The sequence below is a fragment of the Rhizobium sp. YJ-22 genome (genome assembly GCF_029601685.1).
Lineage (GTDB): Bacteria > Pseudomonadota > Alphaproteobacteria > Rhizobiales > Rhizobiaceae > Metarhizobium.
Genome location: NZ_JARRIR010000010.1, coordinates 53,839 through 72,138 on the forward strand (window position 1 = coordinate 53,839; position 18,300 = coordinate 72,138).

General features: G+C 64.0%; 15 protein-coding genes and 1 pseudogene. 4 read left to right on the forward strand and 12 right to left on the reverse strand.

What is annotated here, in order from left to right; genetic code table 11:
• Positions 1 to 17: 17 nt before the first annotated feature.
• From P7F60_RS21775 to P7F60_RS21790, 4 genes are all read right to left on the reverse strand, one after another.
• Positions 18 to 608, reverse strand: coding sequence for a VOC family protein (locus P7F60_RS21775; protein ID WP_277919785.1), 591 nt, complete (start codon positions 606 to 608; stop codon positions 18 to 20).
• 165 nt (positions 609 to 773) lie between these two features.
• The gene (locus tag P7F60_RS21780) at positions 774 to 1,598 is read right to left on the reverse strand and encodes a helix-turn-helix transcriptional regulator (protein ID WP_277919786.1); all 825 of its coding nucleotides are present in this window, start codon (positions 1,596 to 1,598) and stop codon (positions 774 to 776) included.
• Positions 1,599 to 1,699: 101 nt separating this feature from the next.
• The gene (locus P7F60_RS21785; RefSeq protein ID WP_277919787.1) at positions 1,700 to 3,070 is read right to left on the reverse strand and encodes an aminotransferase class III-fold pyridoxal phosphate-dependent enzyme; all 1,371 of its coding nucleotides are present in this window, start codon (positions 3,068 to 3,070) and stop codon (positions 1,700 to 1,702) included.
• A gap of 32 nt (positions 3,071 to 3,102) precedes the next feature.
• Positions 3,103 to 3,897 (reverse strand): IclR family transcriptional regulator, encoded by a 795-nt coding sequence (locus tag P7F60_RS21790; RefSeq protein ID WP_277919788.1) that lies wholly within the window; start codon positions 3,895 to 3,897, stop codon positions 3,103 to 3,105.
• A gap of 214 nt (positions 3,898 to 4,111) precedes the next feature.
• On the opposite strand from P7F60_RS21790, the gene P7F60_RS21795 reads away from it, so the two are divergent.
• Both P7F60_RS21795 and P7F60_RS21800 read left to right on the forward strand, forming a co-directional pair.
• Positions 4,112 to 5,599, forward strand: a complete 1,488-nt coding sequence (locus P7F60_RS21795) for an aldehyde dehydrogenase (RefSeq protein ID WP_277919789.1) — start codon at positions 4,112 to 4,114, stop codon at positions 5,597 to 5,599.
• Positions 5,600 to 5,639: 40 nt separating this feature from the next.
• Entirely contained in the window at positions 5,640 to 6,917 is a 1,278-nt protein-coding gene (locus P7F60_RS21800; protein ID WP_277919790.1) for a Tm-1-like ATP-binding domain-containing protein, read from the forward strand.
• A gap of 319 nt (positions 6,918 to 7,236) precedes the next feature.
• On the opposite strand, the gene P7F60_RS21805 is transcribed toward P7F60_RS21800, so the two are convergent.
• Genes P7F60_RS21805 through P7F60_RS21820 form a run of 4 tightly spaced genes read right to left on the reverse strand, consistent with a single transcriptional unit; the run spans position 7,237 to position 12,487 of the window.
• A complete protein-coding gene (locus P7F60_RS21805; protein ID WP_277919791.1) occupies positions 7,237 to 9,078 on the reverse strand; it encodes an ABC transporter ATP-binding protein in 1,842 nt (613 codons plus the stop codon).
• Positions 9,079 to 9,095: 17 nt separating this feature from the next.
• Positions 9,096 to 9,971, reverse strand: coding sequence for an ABC transporter permease (locus P7F60_RS21810; protein ID WP_277919792.1), 876 nt, complete (start codon positions 9,969 to 9,971; stop codon positions 9,096 to 9,098).
• Between the two features lie 12 nt (positions 9,972 to 9,983).
• A complete protein-coding gene (locus P7F60_RS21815) occupies positions 9,984 to 10,928 on the reverse strand; it encodes an ABC transporter permease (protein ID WP_277919793.1) in 945 nt (314 codons plus the stop codon).
• 5 nt (positions 10,929 to 10,933) lie between these two features.
• The gene (locus tag P7F60_RS21820; RefSeq protein ID WP_277919794.1) at positions 10,934 to 12,487 is read right to left on the reverse strand and encodes an ABC transporter substrate-binding protein; all 1,554 of its coding nucleotides are present in this window, start codon (positions 12,485 to 12,487) and stop codon (positions 10,934 to 10,936) included.
• A gap of 259 nt (positions 12,488 to 12,746) precedes the next feature.
• Between P7F60_RS21820 and P7F60_RS21825 the strand changes: the two genes are divergently transcribed.
• Complete coding sequence (locus tag P7F60_RS21825) at positions 12,747 to 13,415, forward strand: HAD-IA family hydrolase (RefSeq protein ID WP_277919795.1); 669 nt, start codon at positions 12,747 to 12,749, stop codon at positions 13,413 to 13,415.
• Here P7F60_RS21825 and P7F60_RS21830 read toward each other — a convergent pair.
• A complete protein-coding gene (locus tag P7F60_RS21830) occupies positions 13,410 to 14,120 on the reverse strand; it encodes an IclR family transcriptional regulator (RefSeq protein WP_277919796.1) in 711 nt (236 codons plus the stop codon). The two genes, P7F60_RS21825 and P7F60_RS21830, sit on opposite strands and share 6 nt — an antisense overlap.
• A gap of 206 nt (positions 14,121 to 14,326) precedes the next feature.
• On the opposite strand from P7F60_RS21830, the gene P7F60_RS21835 reads away from it, so the two are divergent.
• Entirely contained in the window at positions 14,327 to 15,217 is an 891-nt protein-coding gene (locus P7F60_RS21835; RefSeq protein ID WP_277919797.1) for a fumarylacetoacetate hydrolase family protein, read from the forward strand.
• Positions 15,218 to 15,396: 179 nt separating this feature from the next.
• Here the strand turns inward: P7F60_RS21835 and P7F60_RS21840 are convergent.
• The 3 genes and pseudogenes from P7F60_RS21840 to P7F60_RS21850 all read right to left on the reverse strand — a co-directional run bounded on the left by P7F60_RS21840 (position 15,397) and on the right by P7F60_RS21850 (position 18,294).
• Positions 15,397 to 16,070: pseudogene (locus P7F60_RS21840) on the reverse strand (MnmC family methyltransferase).
• Between the two features lie 278 nt (positions 16,071 to 16,348).
• A complete protein-coding gene (locus tag P7F60_RS21845) occupies positions 16,349 to 17,293 on the reverse strand; it encodes a sugar-binding transcriptional regulator (RefSeq protein WP_277919798.1) in 945 nt (314 codons plus the stop codon).
• A gap of 65 nt (positions 17,294 to 17,358) precedes the next feature.
• Entirely contained in the window at positions 17,359 to 18,294 is a 936-nt protein-coding gene (locus P7F60_RS21850; protein WP_277919799.1) for a TIM barrel protein, read from the reverse strand.
• Positions 18,295 to 18,300: the final 6 nt, after the last annotated feature.

The window sequence follows — 18,300 nt, forward strand, 5'->3', positions numbered from 1 at the left end:
CTTCCTCGGTTGGGGGCTCAGGCCGTGCGCACGCCCGATGTCAGCCTGGCGCGGGCCTTGCGGCTGTCTTCCTCGCGATTGGCGACATAGGCGTCGAAATCGAAATCGAGCAGGTCGATTTCCTCGATGGGATCGTAGAGGCGCGGCGTTCCGTCCCAGCCGATCTTGTCGATGCCCCAGTAGAATTCGAGCAGGTTGCCGTCGGGATCGCGGGCATAGAAGCGGGGCTGGTTGCCCGGGCCGCCCTTGCGGCAATTGACGATCTCGACGCCGTCGTCGCGCATGCTGACATAGAGCGCCTTGAGGTCTTCGGGCGAGCCCAGCTCGAAGGCGATGTGGTGCAGACCAAAGCCGAAACGCGGCGCGGCCGGCGCGTCGTCACCCAGGATATCCTTGCGCATCCGGAAGATCGACAGTTCGTGATGCGTTACGTCGCAGCGCACGAAGGCGCCGGCCGCCACCGCAACGCCATGCCCGATCTTCTCCTCGGGATATTCGAACTTTTCGGTGAGCCGCATCCCGAGATAACGCTCATAGAACGCCACCGAGCGGTCGATATCGCGAACTGTCAGTCCGATATGGCCGAGCTTCGTCACGCGCACTTGCATGTTGCCTCCAATGGTTCGTTTATCGAACAGATAAATTCTAATAACGAACATATAGAGAGGGCGAATTATTGGCAAGCGGCCTGCCTACCTCTCGAAGGGGACAGACGGCATGAAAAAAGCCCGCCGGGGAGGGCGGGCCGTGTCGATTGCTTGGGAAGGCGGCGGTCAGTTGTAGCGCAAGGCCCTGAGATTGGTTTCGACCACCGAGAAATAGCGGGCGAACAGTTCGTTCTGGCTGCAGACCCGGAGCTTGGCATAGGCGCGCTTGCGATGGGTCGCGACCGTGTTCACCGAAATGCCGAGGTTCATGCTGATGCCGAGCACGGTATAGCCGAGCACGATGCTGGCGCAGATTTCCGCCTCGCGGGCGGTGATCAGGCCGCTATCGGCCATGATTGCCGAACGCACCCGTTCGAGCAGCGCCTTCTGGCTGACCGGCTTCGGCTCAGCCTGCACCGGGCCGGTGAGAAGCGAGATTTCGGCATGCTTGTGCAACACTTGCATGATGGTGCGGCCGCAATATTTCAGCAGTTCGGCGGAGCGGTCGGAAAAATGCGGCCGTCCGTTTTCCCGGTAGAAACCGGCATAGATGCGATCGCCGTTGATGACGGTCGTCAGGGCAAGCTCATGCTTGATGTTCGGTTTGTCGTAGAATTCGCGCCGATATCCCTCGTCGGCAAGCTCGGTCGGCGACAGAAGGAAGGTGGAGCAGCCCGCATGCGGCGCGCTCTGGAACGTGCCCCAGACCGGATCCTGCACATAGGCCTCGCGGATGTAGATATCGGCCAGCGAACGCACGCGCGCGGCGGTCTTTTCGCAATTGGCCTCCGCGACCAGCGTTCGCGGATTGTCGTTGGCGCACATGAAGACGGTGCAATGGTCGATGCCGATCAGCTCGTTGGCAATGCGATAGAAACCGGCCCCGAAGTCGCGCGAGCCGATCAGCGACACCATCTCGCCGACGGGCTCGATTGCATCAAGCAATTCCATGGTCATTCTCCTCAGTCGGTTTCGTTCCCATGATTTCTTTGCGAAATTCTTGATTGGGTATGAAAGCGGGCGGCCGTCGGGGCGGCCGCGCGCGGTGCCGGTCAGCGCCTGTTCAGCGCATGGGTGGCGGCGGCAAGACCGAGATCGAGCGCCGAGAGAATACGGTTAACATGTGTATCGTCGATCGCCAAGCAGGGGGAGATGATGACATTGTTGCCGGAGGTGCGGATCATCACGCCGGCCTCGTAGGCTGCGTCGTACAGGGCTTGGACCACGGCCTTGTCGGCGGGCGTCTTGGCCGTGCGGTCACTGACGAGTTCCAGCGCCGCCATCAGGCCCTTGCCGCGGGCATCGCCCACCACTTCGTATTTGTCCTTGAGCGCTTCCAGCCCGGTGAGCAGCTGCACGCCGAGCCGGGCGGCATTCGCGGCGATATCCTGGCGTTTGACCTCGGCGATGGTCGCCAGCGCCGCTGCCGCGCCGATGGGGTGGCCGGAATAGGTGTAGCCGTGGCTGATCGTGCCGGCCGCCCCCTTGGCGCCCTCGATGACACCGGCGATCTTTTCGCTGATCATCGCCGCGCCGAGCGGGAAATAGCCGTTGCTGATGCCCTTGGCCGTCGACATCATGTCCGGCCGGATGCCCCACAGGCGCGAGCCGCTTTCGGCGCCGGCGCGGCCGAAGCCGGTGATCACCTCGTCGGCGATCAGCAGGATGCCGTGGCGGTCGCAGACGGCGCGCATCAGCGGGAAGAAGGTCTCGTGCGGCACGATGACGCCGCCCGATCCCAGCACCGGCTCCATGATCAGCGCCGCAATCGTATCGGCGCCCTGGAAGGCGATCTCCTCTTCGAAAAGAGCGGCGATCTTGCGGGCGATGACGGCGCCGTCATCGGTGTCGAACGGGTTTCGATAGGTGAAGGGGGCGGGCAGGTGATGCACGCCGCCCAGCATCGGCTCGTAGTTGCGGCGGAAATTGGGATTGCCGTTGACCGAGGCGCCGCCGAAATGCGTGCCGTGATAACCCTTCTTCAGCGAGAAGAATTTGGTGCGCTCCGGTTGGCCGTTGGCGCGGTGATACTGGCGGGCGAGCCGCAGGCAGGTCTCGACGGAATCCGAGCCGCCCGAGGTCAGGAAGGCGCGCGCCATGCCCTCCGGCTTGAAGAAGTCGCAGAGTTCGTAGGAGAGTTCGATCAGCGGCGAATTGGTGGTGCCGCGGAAGGCATTGTAATAGGGCAGTTTCTTGAGCTGGGCGATGATCGCGTCTTTGATCGGCTCGCAGGAATAGCCGAGATTGACGTTCCAGAGACCGCCGACGCCGTCCAGCAGGCGGTGGCCGTGGATGTCGACGATCTCCACGCCTTCGCCCTGCTCGATGATATGCGGCGGGTTTTCGCGCATCTCTCCGGGATGGGCCATCGGGTGCCACACATGCCTGGCATTGTTCTCGATCAGGAAATTGTTGTCGCGCATCGTCTTGCCTCGTCTGTTGACGTGTCGGTCGGTTACCGGCCCTTGATGCGGCCGGCGGCGGAGCTTTTCAGGAAATCGTCGGGGATGCGGCCGCCGAGCGCGGCCGTCGCCTGCAAGGCGGCCTCGACCAGCGCATCGACCGTCACCGCAAGGCTCGCCTCGTCCATGCGCGCGGCGGGCGTCGCGGCGGCAAGCGCGCCGGCGGCAAAGCCGTCCGGGCCGAAGATCGGCACGCCGATGCCGATGACGTCGGCATCGAAGCTGCGGTCGGCAATGCTGTAGCCCTCGGCGCGAAAGCCGGCGACCAGCGCCGCCAGCGCCGCCGGATCGGTCGTCGTGAACGGCGTATAGGCGGGCAGGGTGCCCTCAAGGCCATGTTCGACGAAATCGCGACTGCCATAGGCAAGGCAGGCGAGGCCCGTCGCCGTTGCATGGGGCGAAATCCGTGCGCCAAAACCGACATGCACGCGATTGCTGCGCGTGCCGTCGCGCACTGCGACGGTGGCGATCTGGTGGCCGGCGATCAGCGAGGCATGGCAGGTTTCTGTCGTCCTGACCGCGAGCGCATCGACCAGCGCCTGCAGCGCCGGGGTGATCGGCGAGATGAATTCGCGGGTGCGGGCAAGCCGCAGCACCGTGGCGCCCAGCGTATATTTCTTCGAGCCCGGCGGGCGCGTCACATAGCCGTGTTCGTCGAGTACTTTCAGCATCCGGTGGCAGGTTGCCCGGTCGATCCCGGTCAGGGTGGCGATCTCGGTCAGCGCCAGCACGGACGTGTCCTCGGTGAACAGGTCGAGAATTCTCAGGGCTTTGCTGACGGTGCGCATCGGATCTCCGCTCGGGGTCGATGGCCGAAACGATACCCTATGGCTAGATCGTGTCAATATGACAAATTAAATTGATAATAGTGAAATTATTGGGTGCCATCGCCGTCACCCTTCACGGGTCTTTGAACGCGACGAAGGGCGGGCCATGGTCGTCTAAATTGCAGGAAATGCGCCGGCTTCGCGGAAGCGTAAGGCGGCGCGAGAGGAGACGTTCATGAACCAGCAAAGTGCCATCGACGGGTTGCGCCGGGCCGAAATTCCCTCGCAGGCTCTGTTCATCAATGGGCGATGGCAGCAGGGCGAAACGGGAGAGACCATCGAAGCCATTTCGCCTGTTGATGGCAAGGTTCTGACGACTCTTGCACGCGCTTCGCGCGGTGACGTCGACCGGGCGGTGCGCGCCGGCCGCGCCGCTTTCGAGGCGGGGCACTGGTCGCGGATGCCGCCGGCCGGCCGCAAGAAAGTGCTGCTGCGGATCGCCGAGATCATCGAGGCGCGGGCGCTGGAACTGGCCGTGCTCGGCGTGCGCGACAACGGCACGGAAATCGGCATGGCGCTGCGCGCCGAGCCCGGCAGCGCTGCCGCGACCTTTCGTTATTATGCCGAGGCTATCGACAAGATCTATGGCGAGATCGCCCCGACGGCCGATACCGTCCTTGGCTTGGTTCACAGGGAGGCGGTCGGCGTCGTCGGCGCCATCGTGCCGTGGAACATGCCGCTGATGATCGGTGCCTGGAAGCTGGCGCCGGCGCTGGCGATGGGCAATTCCGTGGTGCTGAAGCCGGCGGAGGCGGCCTCGCTGACGCTGCTCCAGCTTGCCGAAATCTGTGCCGAGGCCGGCCTTCCCGATGGCGTTCTCAACGTTGTCACCGGTTCCGGCTCGGTGGTCGGTGAGGCCATCGCCACTCATATGGATGTCGATGTGCTGGTGTTCACCGGCTCGAACGCCGTGGGCCGCCGGTTGCTGGAATATTCAGCGCGCTCCAATCTCAAGCGCGTCTATCTCGAACTCGGTGGCAAGTCGCCCAATGTCGTCTTCGCCGATGCGCCCGATCTCGCCAGGGCCGCGACTGTTTCGGCCAATGGCATCTTCCGCAATTCCGGCCAGGTCTGCGTTGCCGGTTCCCGCCTGCTGGTGGAGCGCAGCGTACATGACGAGATGGTCGAGCGCATTGCCGGCGTGGCGTCGGCGATGACGGTCGGTGATCCCCTGCGGCTGGACAGCGATATCGGCGCGATCAGCAGCGCCGGCCAGCTTGCCGGCAATCTCGGTTATGTCGAGCGCGCCGAGAGCGAGGGCGGCCGGAGGGTCGTCGGCGGCGAGCGCATTCTTGCAGAGACGGGCGGTTTCTACATGCGGCCGGCGGTTTTCGACGGCGTGACGCAGGAGATGACGCTGGCGCGCGAGGAAGTGTTCGGGCCGCTGCTGGCGGTCATTCCCTTCGACAGCGAGGAGGAGGCGGTGCGCATCGCCAATGCCACCGAATATGGCCTCGCCTCGGCGGTGTGGACCGCAAACCTGTCGCGGGCGCACCGCATGGTGCGCGCCATCCGCGCCGGCATCGTCCATGTCAACACCTATGGCGGCTCGGATCTCACCGTGCCGCTCGGCGGCCACAAGCAATCCGGCAACGGCCACGACAAGTCCCTGCATGCCCTTGAAAAATATACCGCCCTGAAGACGGCCTGGTTCCAGCTTTGACGCGCCGGAGCGCCCCCATGAACAAACGACACGGTGAACCATGAAGACCCACAAGACCATCCTCGTCGTCGGCACCTACGACACCAAGTCCGACGAGCTTCGCTTTATTCGCCACTGCATCGAAGAGCAGGGCGGGCATGTGCTCACCATGGATGTCGGCGTACTTGGAGAGCCGGCCGTTCCGGTCGATATCGGCAAGCACGAGGTCGCCGCCGCTGCCGGCGTCACCATCGCCGGGGTGATCGCCGCCGGCGACGAATGCGAGGCCATGGCGCTGATGAGCCGCGGGGCGCAGGCGCTGGCGGCAAGGCTGTGCGCGGCCGGCCGCTTCGACGGCATGATTTCGCTGGGCGGCACGATGGGCACCGATCTCGCCCTCGACGTCGCCATGGCCCTGCCTTTGGGCGTGCCGAAATACATCGTCTCGACTGTCGCCTTTTCGCCGCTCATCCCGGCGGAACGCCTGCCGGCCGATATCCAGATGATCCTCTGGGCCGGCGGATTATACGGCATCAATTCCGTCTGCCGCTCGGCGCTCAGCCAGGCGGCCGGCGCGGTGATCGGCGCGGCGCGCAGCGCCAGCGGTTTTTTGCGCGACCGTCCGCTGATCGGCGTTTCCTCGCTCGGCAATGCCTGCCTGAAATACATGAAGCGCCTGAAGCCGGCGCTGGAAGCGCGCGGCTACGAGGTGGCCTTCTTCCACGCGCAGGGCATGGGCGGCCGGGCGCTGGAAAGCCTGGCCTGCGAAGGGCATCTGGCGGCGGTGCTCGATCTCTGCATGCAGGAGTTCAACAATGGCATCCACGGCTCCATCGTCAACAGCGGCCCGGAGCGCCTGTCGCGCGTCGGCCTTGCCGGCGTGCCGCAGATCGTGGCGCCGGGCGCCGCCGATCTCGTCGACCTGCCGACCTGGCAACCGATCCCGGAGCATTTCGGCGAGCGGCCGAACCATGTCCACAACAAGCTCATCACCTCGCTGACGCTGACGCCCGACGAGCGCCGCTTCACCGCGCGCGAAATGGCGGCGCGCCTGAACCGGGCGACCGGGCCGACCCATGTCATCCTGCCGCTCGCCGGCATCGAGGAGTGGGATCGCGAAGGCGAGGTCGGCCACGACCCGGAAAGCCTCGCCATCTTCTTCGACGAATTGCGGGCCAGCCTGAAAGCCCCGGTCGAGATCTCCGAAACGCCGTCGCATATCAACGATCCCGGCTTCGTCGATGCGGTGCTGGCCGTCTTCGACCGCTGGGTGACGGCCGGCCTGGTCGAGCCCGGCCGGCAGGCGGACGAGGATCGTCTGGCCGTCGCCGGCGGCTGAGGGGCTTCGGTCCAAAAGGGAATTGGTGAGGCGTGGGCGTGAAAAATGCCCGCGCCATTTTTTGTGTTTTCGCCTCATGCGCGCCGGCAAACAAAATGCCCGGCTGGCGGGCCGGGCACAGACTGCTGACAAAGTCCGAAAACCTCTCCTCCGTCATGCTCGGGCCTGTCCCGAGCATCTGCAACGGTTTGATTTTATGAGACGTTTGTAGATCCTCGGCACGAGGCCGAGGATGACGAAAGAGAGTGGGGCAGGGGTTTGCCAATAAACCGTGCCCGGTCATGGCGGGGCATCGGATGGCGTTGATCTGGTGCAGGCTTCAGGCGCGCAGGCATTCCTTTTCGCCGCTGCGCTTGGCGCGGCTGTCGAGATCGGCGACCAGCGCATTGGCGAGCAACTGCTTGGTGTAGGCATGCCGGGGCGTGTCGATGACCTCGGCGACGCCGCGCATCTCCACCACTTTGCCCTGGTTGAGGACGAGGACACGGTCGGCGAGATTGCGCACCAGCGCGAGATTGTGGGTGACGAAGACCATCGTCAGGCCACGGCTCTGCTGCAGATCCTTGAGCAGGTTGACGATGGCGGCCTGCACCGAGACGTCGAGCGCGGAAGTGATTTCGTCGCAGATTAGCACCTGCGGATCCGCCATCAGCGCCCGGGCAATGGCGACGCGCTGCCGCTCGCCGCCCGAGAGCTGGTCGGGAAAGGCAAACATCGCATCGGGGGAAAGCCCGACCTGGCTCAGCACCTCGGCGATCTTCTGCCGCCGCTCGCTGCGGCTGGCGCGGTTGAACGTGTCGTGGACCAGGCCGACGATGTTCTCGACGGTCTGGCGCGGGTTGAGCGAATTGTGCGGGCTCTGGAAAATGTATTGCATCGTCTGGAGCTGCTGCCGGCTGCGGTCGCGGGCACGCGGCGCCAGCCGCTCGCCATTGAGCAGGGCCGTGCATTGCTGCTGCGGCACCAGCCCGATCAGGGCGCGGGACAAAGTGCTCTTACCCGAGCCGGATTCGCCGACGATGGCGAGGCATTCGCCCTTTTCGACCGTGAATTCGACGCCTTCGAGCACCCGGAAGGCGCCGTAGGCGACATGCAGGTCGCGGACCTCGATGACCGGGCGCTTTCCGCTCGCAGTCGCCGCCGGCACGGGATCGGGCAGACGCTCCGGCTCGGCGATGGCCGTGACGCCGGATTTCAGGCAGCGGACGTCATGCCCCGCGTCCTGACGGGTCATTGCGATGGGATGCGCCTTGCATTCCTGTGTGGCAATTGGACAACGAGCCTGGAAGAAGCAGCCCTGCGGGCGCTGGCCGGGGCGTGCGGCATGGCCCGGAATGGCCTTGAGCTGTGTACGGAAACGCAGTTCGGGAACCGCACTCAGCAGGGCCTGCGTATAGGGATGACAGGGCTGGTTGTACACCGTCTCGACCTGGCCGATCTCGACCACACGGCCCGAATACATCACCATCACCTGATCGGCGATATGGGCGATCACCGAGAGATCGTGGGTAACATGCAGCGCGCCGATGCCGTGTTCGCGGCAGAGGCGCTTGACGATGTCGAGGATCCTGTTTTGCGTCGTCACGTCGAGCCCGGTGGTCGGCTCGTCGAGCACGATCAGCTTGGGCGCGAGGATGACGGCCATGGCGATGCCGATGCGCTGCTGCTGGCCGCCGGAGAGTTGATGCGGGAAGCGCAGGAGGAAGGCGGGGTCGGCGGGCAGGCCGACATCCTGCATCACCGCCTCGATGCGGCGGTCGATTTCGCTGCGTGGCGTTTCGGGCTCATGTGCCTCGATGACCTCGGAGAGTTGCAGCCCGATGCGCAGCGACGGATTGAGGGCGGAGGCCGGATCCTGCGGCACATAGGCGACAGTCTTGCCGCGCAGCAGGCGTTTCTGCTGCGGCGTGAGATCGAGCATGTTGACGGCGCTATCGCCTGCGACATGGACGGTGCCGCCGGCGATCCGGGCGCCGCCGCGGGCAAAGCCCAGCAGCGCCGTGCCGACGGTGGTCTTGCCCGAGCCGGATTCGCCGACCAGCCCGAGCACTTCGCCGGCGCGGATGGTGAAGCTGACATCGTCGACGATATCGCCGCCTTCGGGCATGTCGATGCGCAGGTTGCGAACCTCGACGGCAAGCGCCGGAGCGATTTCGGCCATTCGGCATTTTTCCTTCTTCACTGCTCGCCTCCGGATTTGCGGTTTGCGCCGGACATCGTGCCGGCGATGCCCTCGGCGATCATGTTGATGCCGAAGGCAAACAGCGCGATGCACAGGGCGGGCGAGACGACGGCCAGCGGACGGCTGGCGATGCGGCCGCGATTTTCATTGATCATCAGGCCCCAATCGGCATTGGGCGGCTGGATGCCGTAGCCCATGACGCTGAGTGCGGCGATGCCGGAAATCGACCAGACGATGCGGATGCCGAACTCGACCAGCAGCGGCGTGGTGATGTTGGGCAGGATTTCGCCGAACAGGATCTTCCAGCGCGGCACGCTGAGCGCCTCGGCGAATTCGACGAATTCGCGGCTGACGATGTCGGCGGCCACGCCCCGGGTGACGCGCGCCACCTGCGGCATGTGCGCCACCCCGACCAGCAGCACGATCAGCCATTCACTGGTGCCGATCAGCGACACGAACAGCAACACGAAGATGATCAGCGGAATGGAGAGGAACACGTCCATGATGCGCATCAGCACCTGGTCGATCCAGCCCCGGCTATAGGCGGCGACAAGGCCGACCGTCACCCCCAGCACCATGCCGACCGAGGCGGAGGCGAACGACATCCACACCACCGGGATGCCGCCGCCGAGCAGCCGCGAGAGCACGTCGCGGCCGCGGAAATCGGTGCCGAGCAGGAAGTCCGCCGAGGGTTTCAGGAAGGGCTTGCCGACGAAGGCGCTCGGCTCATAGGGGGCGACGAAGGGGCCGATGACGGCAAGCAGGATGACCAGGAGCGTGATCGCTATGCCGATCCGTGTCCGGTTGTAGCGCGCCGCTTGCGCAAAGGTCGAAAACCAGACGGGCATCGGCAGGGAACTGGCGGTTTGCATGCGGGATCCGATTCAGCTTCTCAAGCGGGGTGTCATGAGGATGGTCAGCATGTCGGCGATCATGTTGAACACGATGTAGCCGAAGGCGAAGATGAGGACGATCGCCTGGATGACATAGAGATCGCGCTGCGAGACCGCCGATTGCAGGGCGCTGCCGAGACCGGGATACTGGAAGATATATTCGACCACGACCGCGCCGCCGAGGATATAGGCAAGGCTGAGCGCCGCCCCCTGGATGGAGGGCACGAGACTGTTGCGCAGCGCATGGCGCAGCAGGATCAGGCGCGGCGGCAGCCCCTTGAGGCGGGCCGTCACCACATATTCCGAGGCCAGCGCATCGATCAGCGAGGCGCGGATCAGGCGCGAGAGATAGGGCATGATGGCAAGCGTCAGCGTCATCACCGGCAGGACGAGCACCTGCGGGTTCTGCAGCACCGTCTGCCCCGGCCGCAGCACGGCGGTCGGCGGCAGCAATTGCAGAACCTGCGTCGACAGGAGCAGGATCAGCACGATGGCCAGCACGAATTCGGGAATTCCCGCCGTGCCGATCAGGAAGCCGTTGGCGGTGTTGTCGAACCATTTGCCCTGCCGCACCGCCATCAGGATGCCGACCGCGAAGGAGAGCGGCAGCGCGATGAGGCTGGTGGAGGCCAGCAGCACCAGCGAATTCGTTAGCCTCGGGCCGACGAGATCCCAGACCGGACCCTTGGTGACGACCGAATTGCCGAGATTGCCGTGCAGGATATCGGCGACCCAGCCGGCATATTGGGCGACGAGCGGCCGGTCGAGGCCGAGCTGCGCCTGAAGCGCCGCGACCGCTTCTGGGGTCGCGCTTCTGCCGAGGATGGCGCGGGCGGCATCGCCCGGAAGAACGTTGGTCGCCACGAAGATCAGGGCCGATATCAGGACCAGCGTCAGGAGCCCGTAGATCGAGCGTTCGAGGAGATGCCGCCACATCGCCATTATCCGGCAAAGCCGATCTTGGCGAGCGAACGGAAGATGCCGGCACCCGACTGGTCGAATTCCGGCAGGCCGACGACGGTCTGCCTGTAGATGCCGAGTTCGTTGCCATAGACCGGAATGATCCAGGCGCCGCGCTCGAAGAGGATTTCCTGCAGTTTCATGGTGATCGCCTTGCGCTTTTCATGATCGACCGTCTTCGACGCCTCGTTCCACAGGTCGAGATATTCCTTGTCGCGCCATTTGATCTGGTCGAGGCCGGCATTCGGGCCGTCGGCGAGCGACGAGATCAGGAAGAACGGACCGGAGGGATAATAATCGCCGCCGAAGAACGAACGCTCCATATATTCTTCATTGTAGAAGGCCGCGCCGTCCAGCTGCTTGACGTTGATGGTGAGGCCGATCTCCTTGACGTTTTCCGCCAGCACGAGGGCCGTGGCGACGTCATGATACATGGTCAGTTCCAGCACCGTGCCTTCGAGGCCGGCTTCCTTGACCAGCGCTTTTGCCTTTTCGACATCGCGCGCGCGGACCAGCTTGTCGTCGAAATCCGGATCGTAGCGACCATAAAGATCGTTGGCGATGGTCGCATAGCCGTTGGCGACGGAATTCAGGACCGCCTCGCGGTCGATGACGAGGCGCAGCGCCTGGCGCAGGCGCGGATCGTTGAAGGGCGCCCTGTCGGTGCGCATCTGGATCGGAAAGAACTTTCCGGTCGGGGAATTGTAGAGCTTGAACTCCTCATTGCCTTCGATTTCGCCGACCAGCGAGGCATCGACGTCGTTGACGATATCGATCTGCCCGGATTGCAGGGCATTGAGCAGTGCCGAGCTATCCTCGAACGGCAGGAGCACGACTTCGTCGAGCAAAGCGTGGTCGCCGTGATAGGTGTCGAAACGCTTGATGGTCACGCTTTCCTTGGGAACGATCTCGCCCATCTGGAAAGGACCGGTGCCGATCGGCTTCTTGGGATCGAAACCGGCCGGCACCATGCCGGAATAGGGGTCGGAAAGCCCGGTCGGCAGCCAGCTTCGCGGACCTTCGAGGATCAGCCGCACCGTGTGGTCGTCGACCTTTTCGTAGGCCTTGACCGGGCCGATATGGCCGCCGCTGATCGTGCCGGGCTCGCGGATGCGCTTGATCGAGAAGATGACGTCATCGGCCTTGAGCTCGCGGCCATCGTGGAAAAGCACGCCCTTCTTGATCTTGATGGTCCAGATCGCGGCGGTGTCGTCATCCGGGGTCACGGATTCGGCCAGCCACATCTCGACGCTGCCGTCGTTGGCCTGATGGGTCAGCGATTCGAAGACGTTGAACTGGTTGGCAAGATCGACCGCGATGTCGCCGGCCATGCGGTGGGGATCGAGCGGGCCGAAACCGGCCTGGCCATGGACGCCAATGGTCAGCTTTCCGCCCTTGGCGGGCGCCGCGGCCTGCGCCTTGCCGCCGAACGGGACGATGCCGGCCGCGGCCAGGGCAAGCGAGCCTGCGAGAAACGTCCGTCGCCGGATCGCCGGGAGCGCTGCGCCGAATGCTGGATCGGTTTTGTCAGTCATCGATGGTTCCCCTTGTTTATGAGCATAATCGATTGCCGCATCGGGCGGGCGGCACCGGACGCGGCCGCTTTCCGTCACATTTGATGAGGATGTTTTAACTGCCGAAAATAGCCATACCCTCTGAGGGTGAAGCCACCGACGGGGCGTGGATCGGCGCGAGACCTCAAGCCAACTGTCACCTTCCGAGAGGTCGAGGCGCGCCGGCCGCCTGCGCTAAGGGTTCTTCCACCTATGTTCAACAACGGCCGGAAAGACATTCATGAAACAGGACCGCGCACTCATTCTCGATTTCGGCGGCGTCGTCACTCACACGCCGTTCGAGACGCATGACGTCACCGAGCGCGCGCTCGGCCTTGCCGGGGGGACACTGACCTGGCGCGGCCCCTTCGATGTGCCAAGCGATCCGCTCTGGGCGCGGATGCAGGCCCGCGAGATCACCGAGCGTGACTACTGGATGACCCGCACCCGGGAGGTCGGCCGGCTGGTCGGCGAGGATTGGGACGAAATGCGCATCTTCGTGCAGCGCACCCGCGGCGCGGATGTCGACGGCGTCATCCGCCCCGAGGCGCGGCAGGCCATTCTCGCCGCGAAACAGGCGGGCTGCCGGCTGGCGATCCTCTCCAACGAACTCGATCTCTTCTACGGCGCCGAATTCAGGCAGCGGTTTGCGCTGCTGGACCTGTTCGACGTCATCGTCGACGCCACCTATACCGGAATCCTGAAGCCGGATCCGCGCGCCTATGAGGAGGTTCTGCAAAGGCTCGGTCTCGACCGGTGCGATTGTGTGTTTGTCGATGACCAACTCAAGAATATCGAGGGCGCGGATGCCGTCGGTCTGCCACGCGTCCATTTCGACGTGACCGATCCGGCCGCGAGCTATCGTCAGGCGCTGGAGATGCTGGGGATCGCCGTCACGGCCGGTTCATGACATCGTCGCCTTTTCGATGTCGTTGCGCGCCTCGACCAGCGCCGGGAGATAGTCTTCTATTCCCTCGGCGCGCAGCACCGGCACCAGCAGGCCGAGGCTGAATTGCACGGTCTGTCCGCCGCTGCGGATCGGCAGCGCCATGCCATGCACGCCCTGCTGCAGTTCGTTGCGGGAAACGGCGTAGCCCTTGTCGCGCACGGTTTCGAGAAGGGCGAGGACCTCCTCTTTCGGCTCCGCCCGCGCCAGCGACTTGTCGATGAACGCGCCGGATTGAAAGGCAAGGATGGCGCGGCCGCTTGCACCGAGATGCAACGCATGGCGCGAGCCGGGCTTGTGCTGGACCCGCACCAGATGCTGGTCGCTGACGGCCTGCTCGACGACAACGGCATTTTCCGCATCCAGACGATGGAGCACGACCGTCTCGCCGCAGGCGCCCGCCAGTCGCTGCATGATCGGCAGCGCCAGGCGCTGGAAACTGTAAGTGTCGCCATAGGTCGCGAGCTGGGCGACGACCGGGCCGATGGCAAAGGCCTTGCCGAACTTTGAGACATAACCGCGCGCATGCAGGGTGGAGAGCAGCCGGTGGACGACGGTGCGGTTCATGCCGCACACCGAGGCGATGTCGGCGGTCGAGAGCGGCCCCTGCCGGGCAACGGTTTCGAGGACCGTCAGCATCTGGTCGCCGGTGGAGGATATTTCAGCCATGACAAGGTTTTCTCTGGTTTCAATGCAGGGCGACGAGGACGCTGGAAGGGAATGGAAAACCCACCTTACGATGCGGACCCTGTGAAAACCAGAGGCCACGGGCTGGCGAAAATGACATCCGGCATAGCGGAGCAGCTTGCGCCTATACAGATATTGTCCTAATAACGAACTTAGATAAACATATATCGAACAAAAATGGAGGAACCATGAAGTTTTCGAGCTACAGACGCAATGGCCGGGCCAGCTACGGCGTGGTGGCTGATGATGGCACGGTGGACATTCCCGACCTGTTTTCCGCGATCGGCAAATCGGCCCTCGCCCATGACCTCCTTTCCTTCATCGAGGCTGGCTCTGCGGCTGTCGCGGCGCTCGAGGATGCGCTCGCTGAAGCCGTGCGGTCGGGCAGGATGGCCGTGGTGCCGCCGGCGGAGATATCGCCGCTTACGCCGCTGCCGCGTCCGCCGAAGATGATCTGCGTCGGGCGCAACTATGCCGAACACGCCCGGGAAGCCGGCTTCGAGATGAGTTCCATTCCGATCATCTTCCCGAAATTCTCCAGCGTCCTCGTCGCGGATGGCGATGCGATCCTGCTGCCGAAGGTTTCGGAGCAACTGGATTGGGAAGGCGAGCTGGCGGTGGTGATGGGACCGACGCCCAAAGGCCAGATCGCCAGGGCGGACGCGCTGACATACGTCTTCGGCTACACCGTGTTCAACGACGTGACCATCCGCGACTACCAGTTCCGCACGACGCAATACACCGCCGGCAAGAATTTCCGCACCTCCGGCCCTGTCGGCCCCTGGATCGTGACGGCTGACGAGATTGCCGATCCGCACGCGTTGCGCATCCGGACATGGCTGAACGGTACGGTGATGCAGGACGCCAATACTGCGGAAATGTTCTTCGACGTGCCGACGATCATCGAGCATCTGAGCGAGTTCATCGACCTGGAAGCCGGCGACATCATCGCCATGGGCACGCCCGCCGGCGTGGGCTTCAAACGCAAGCCCCCGATTTTTATGCGCCACGGCGATGTCGTTACCGTCGAGATCGAAAGTATTGGCAGGCTTGAAAACCGAGTGGTCGGCGAGGGTTAGTATTGCCGCCTCGTATTGATCCGACGATGGCATAGGCGCGATTGGAAGCGGATATCTCCACCATCGGCTGCTGCCCGCCGATCCCGAGCGTTTGACATTACGCTTCCTTTTCCATCGGTGCCTATTGAAACGGGAGGTCGCCGCGTTGCAATGCGACGTATAGAAGGCCGATGGTGCCGTCAGGGTCTGACGGCCATCCATAAGACATGGCGGGCGCCGCTGTTCCTGCTGCTCGCACGTACGCTCACCTCGTCTGTGGCGAAACCGACTTCACGCAATCGGCGTGTGAATGCACGGTCCGGCGCGGAGGACCAGACAGCCAGCACGCCGTTCGGGCGCAGTGCAGACTTGGCGGCCCGAAGACCGTCATGGCTATATAAACCGTCGTTGGACGCGCGCGTCAGCCCATCGGGCCCGTTGTCGACATCGAGCAGGATCGCATCATACGCGGCCTGCGTCGATTGGATGAGCGCGCCGACGTCACCGAGATGGATATCGACGCGCGGATCGTCGAGTGTGCCGTTGTGAAGGTCTGCCAGCGGTCCACGCCCCCACTCCACGACAGCCGGAACGAGTTCGGCGACGACGACGCGGGCGTCTTGAGGCAGCGCGCTCAACGCGGCCCGCAACGTAAACCCCATGCCGAGGCCGCCAATGAGCATGGTCGGGTTTTTCGACCTGCGATACGTTGGCAACTCAAGGTCGCCAACGCTTCCTCCGAGCCACTTAGCCGGCTGTTCATGAGTTCCGTCGAGCCGAGCATGATGGAGAATTCGCTACCCCGCTGCTTCAGACGAAGGTCGCCGGCGTCGCCGGGGATGGTGGCGCGATCAAGGTGGATCCAGGGAAGCATCGGGTACATCTCGTTACATCGTTGAAGGCGTCCTATCATGGCGACCTTTCCGAGGACATCACATTCTCGGTGAATACCGGAGTCGAAAGCAAACCGATCCGTTTCCGACAGGCGTGCCATTCTCATCGATATGCGTGGAATAACTGCAGACAACGCACATGTCATGAGACAGCCGGCATGCCCCGCGCCTGGCTGGGGCGATATTTCAGCGGCGCCATTCGTTCGGAAATCGAGTTGGCGCGACAATAGCCTGCCAGGAGCGCGGTGGTCGTGCCGCTTCATGCGGAGCTTTGCAGAAGCACGCGCGCCGTGCGCTCGTCCGTGATCAGGCCGTGCAGCTTGTGGCTGTGGAGCACGGCACGAATGGCTTCGGTCTTTGCTGGGCCACCGGCGATGGCGACGATGCGGTCGGGGCCGGTTTCCGAGAGGGATGCCGCGAGAGTGCGCGCGGTCACCGATGTCTGGAGGATGCGGCCCTTATTGTCGAAGAAATGGCCGAGCAATTCGCCGACGCCGCCGAGGGCCGCGATCTCTTCCAGTTCGTCCGGCTGCAACATGCCCGAGGTGACGAGATGGGCCTGGTTGTCGACGGTGCCGATGCCGACGATCTTCAGGTCGGCGTTGCGGGCGAGGTTGAAGACCTCGCTGACGCCGCGCTGCGACAGCAATACCTCGCGATCCTCCTCCGTATTGGCGAAGAAGGGAACGGGCATCACATAGGCCTGCGTCCCGGTCTTGGCCGCCAGCCGATGCATGACATCGTAAGGATTGGCGGCATAATTTCGGGTGAGGCCGCCCAGCAGGGAGACGAAACGGGTATTGCCCGCGCTGATGCGCGGCAGGTGATGCACGGCGGCGGACAGCGTGCGGCCATGGCCGAAACCGATGACGGCGGCTTCGCCGCGCTCGATCTCGCGCCGCAGGAAATCCGCGCCGACATGGCCGAGCGTCGTCAGCGCCAGCGCATCGTCGTCGACATCGGGGGCCACCTCGCAATAATCGAGCCCGTATCGCTCGGAGAGTTCGACTTCCAGATTGACGCATTCGGCAATGTCGCCGTCGATGCTGACCTTCACCACGCCCTCTGCGACCGCACGCGCGATCAGCCGGTGCGCCTTCACCGAGGGAATGCCGAGCCGCTTGGCCACCGCCGACTGGGTGAAGCCGCCGACATAATGCAGCCAGGCGGCGCGCACGGCGAGGGAGTCTTCATTGTCGCTCATCGGCATGTCCTGTCCTGCACTGCAACCGGTTTCGGATCCCGTCTTAGCAGGCACCCTCAAGGTGGTCAGCCCAGCTTGAGATCGGATGCACCGGTTTCGATATGCGGTGCCCAGAAGGCGATGCTTTCGGCGATCTGCGGGATCACCTCGCGGTCGTTCGGCTCGCGTTCCTTGAAGGAAAGTTCGAGGCAGATCTCGTTGTCGACTGCGCCGCCCTCGGCAAAGGCCTGCAACAGCGGCTCCGGTTGAATGCGGCCCCTGGCGTTGAATTCGGCGGTGAAGGGGCGGTGGCCGCCCTTGTCCATCAGGCTCTGCTTGATGTGGATGATCGGCGACACCTTCGGCACGGCGCGCGCCCAGGCATAGGGGTCGAAATCGGCGGGATTGTCCGAGGTGACGTCGCCATGGTCGATATCGGCCATCATCCACATGGGGATCGCCATGCCGGCGGCGGTCAGCCGGTCCTGAAGCCTGATGCACTCGGCGATGGTCTCGCCGAATTCGCGGCCGATGCTCATCGGCTCCCAGAAGACATAGGAGAGGCCGGCATCCTTCGCATGTTCCGCCACCTCCGCCCAGCAGTCGATGGCGATGCGGATCAGGTCTTCACGCCGGATCGGATTGTCAAAATCCTTGTAGGTGAAGATGGCGAACTGGGTGCCGACGGAGGTTCCGCCGAGATCGCCGATGATATCGGCAAAGGTCTTGAACCAGTCGACATAATAGCGGCGCACATCCGCATCCGGATGGCCGAAATGGTTGAGGCGGCCATAGGGGCCGGTCATGCCGGAGGTGACGCGCACGCCGGTGCGCTGCAACGCCCGGTCCATCTGTCGCGTCAGCCGGCGGATTGTGGCGGCGTTCCAGCCCGGATTGATGAATTCGTGGGTGAGTTGCAGGTCTCGCAGCCTGAGATCGCGCGCGACGGTCTCGATCAGATCGTCCGGATCGGCAAAACGGTTGACCAGCGGATTGGTGTTCAGCGAAAGCGTCAGCGGCATGGTCGT

Bases quoted from the DNA above. Each gene is read 5' to 3' on its own strand.
- P7F60_RS21775 (WP_277919785.1), bottom strand. From the start codon at position 608: ATGCAAGTGCGCGTGACGAAGCTCGGCCATATCGGACTGACAGTTCGC.
- P7F60_RS21780 (WP_277919786.1), bottom strand. From the start codon at position 1,598: ATGGAATTGCTTGATGCAATCGAGCCCGTCGGCGAGATGGTGTCGCTG.
- P7F60_RS21785 (WP_277919787.1), bottom strand. From the start codon at position 3,070: ATGCGCGACAACAATTTCCTGATCGAGAACAATGCCAGGCATGTGTGG.
- P7F60_RS21790 (WP_277919788.1), bottom strand. From the start codon at position 3,897: ATGCGCACCGTCAGCAAAGCCCTGAGAATTCTCGACCTGTTCACCGAG.
- P7F60_RS21795 (WP_277919789.1), top strand. From the start codon at position 4,112: ATGAACCAGCAAAGTGCCATCGACGGGTTGCGCCGGGCCGAAATTCCC.
- P7F60_RS21800 (WP_277919790.1), top strand. From the start codon at position 5,640: ATGAAGACCCACAAGACCATCCTCGTCGTCGGCACCTACGACACCAAG.
- P7F60_RS21805 (WP_277919791.1), bottom strand. From the start codon at position 9,078: ATGGCCGAAATCGCTCCGGCGCTTGCCGTCGAGGTTCGCAACCTGCGC.
- P7F60_RS21810 (WP_277919792.1), bottom strand. From the start codon at position 9,971: ATGCAAACCGCCAGTTCCCTGCCGATGCCCGTCTGGTTTTCGACCTTT.
- P7F60_RS21815 (WP_277919793.1), bottom strand. From the start codon at position 10,928: ATGTGGCGGCATCTCCTCGAACGCTCGATCTACGGGCTCCTGACGCTG.
- P7F60_RS21820 (WP_277919794.1), bottom strand. From the start codon at position 12,487: ATGACTGACAAAACCGATCCAGCATTCGGCGCAGCGCTCCCGGCGATC.
- P7F60_RS21825 (WP_277919795.1), top strand. From the start codon at position 12,747: ATGAAACAGGACCGCGCACTCATTCTCGATTTCGGCGGCGTCGTCACT.
- P7F60_RS21830 (WP_277919796.1), bottom strand. From the start codon at position 14,120: ATGGCTGAAATATCCTCCACCGGCGACCAGATGCTGACGGTCCTCGAA.
- P7F60_RS21835 (WP_277919797.1), top strand. From the start codon at position 14,327: ATGAAGTTTTCGAGCTACAGACGCAATGGCCGGGCCAGCTACGGCGTG.
- P7F60_RS21845 (WP_277919798.1), bottom strand. From the start codon at position 17,293: ATGAGCGACAATGAAGACTCCCTCGCCGTGCGCGCCGCCTGGCTGCAT.
- P7F60_RS21850 (WP_277919799.1), bottom strand. From the start codon at position 18,294: ATGCCGCTGACGCTTTCGCTGAACACCAATCCGCTGGTCAACCGTTTT.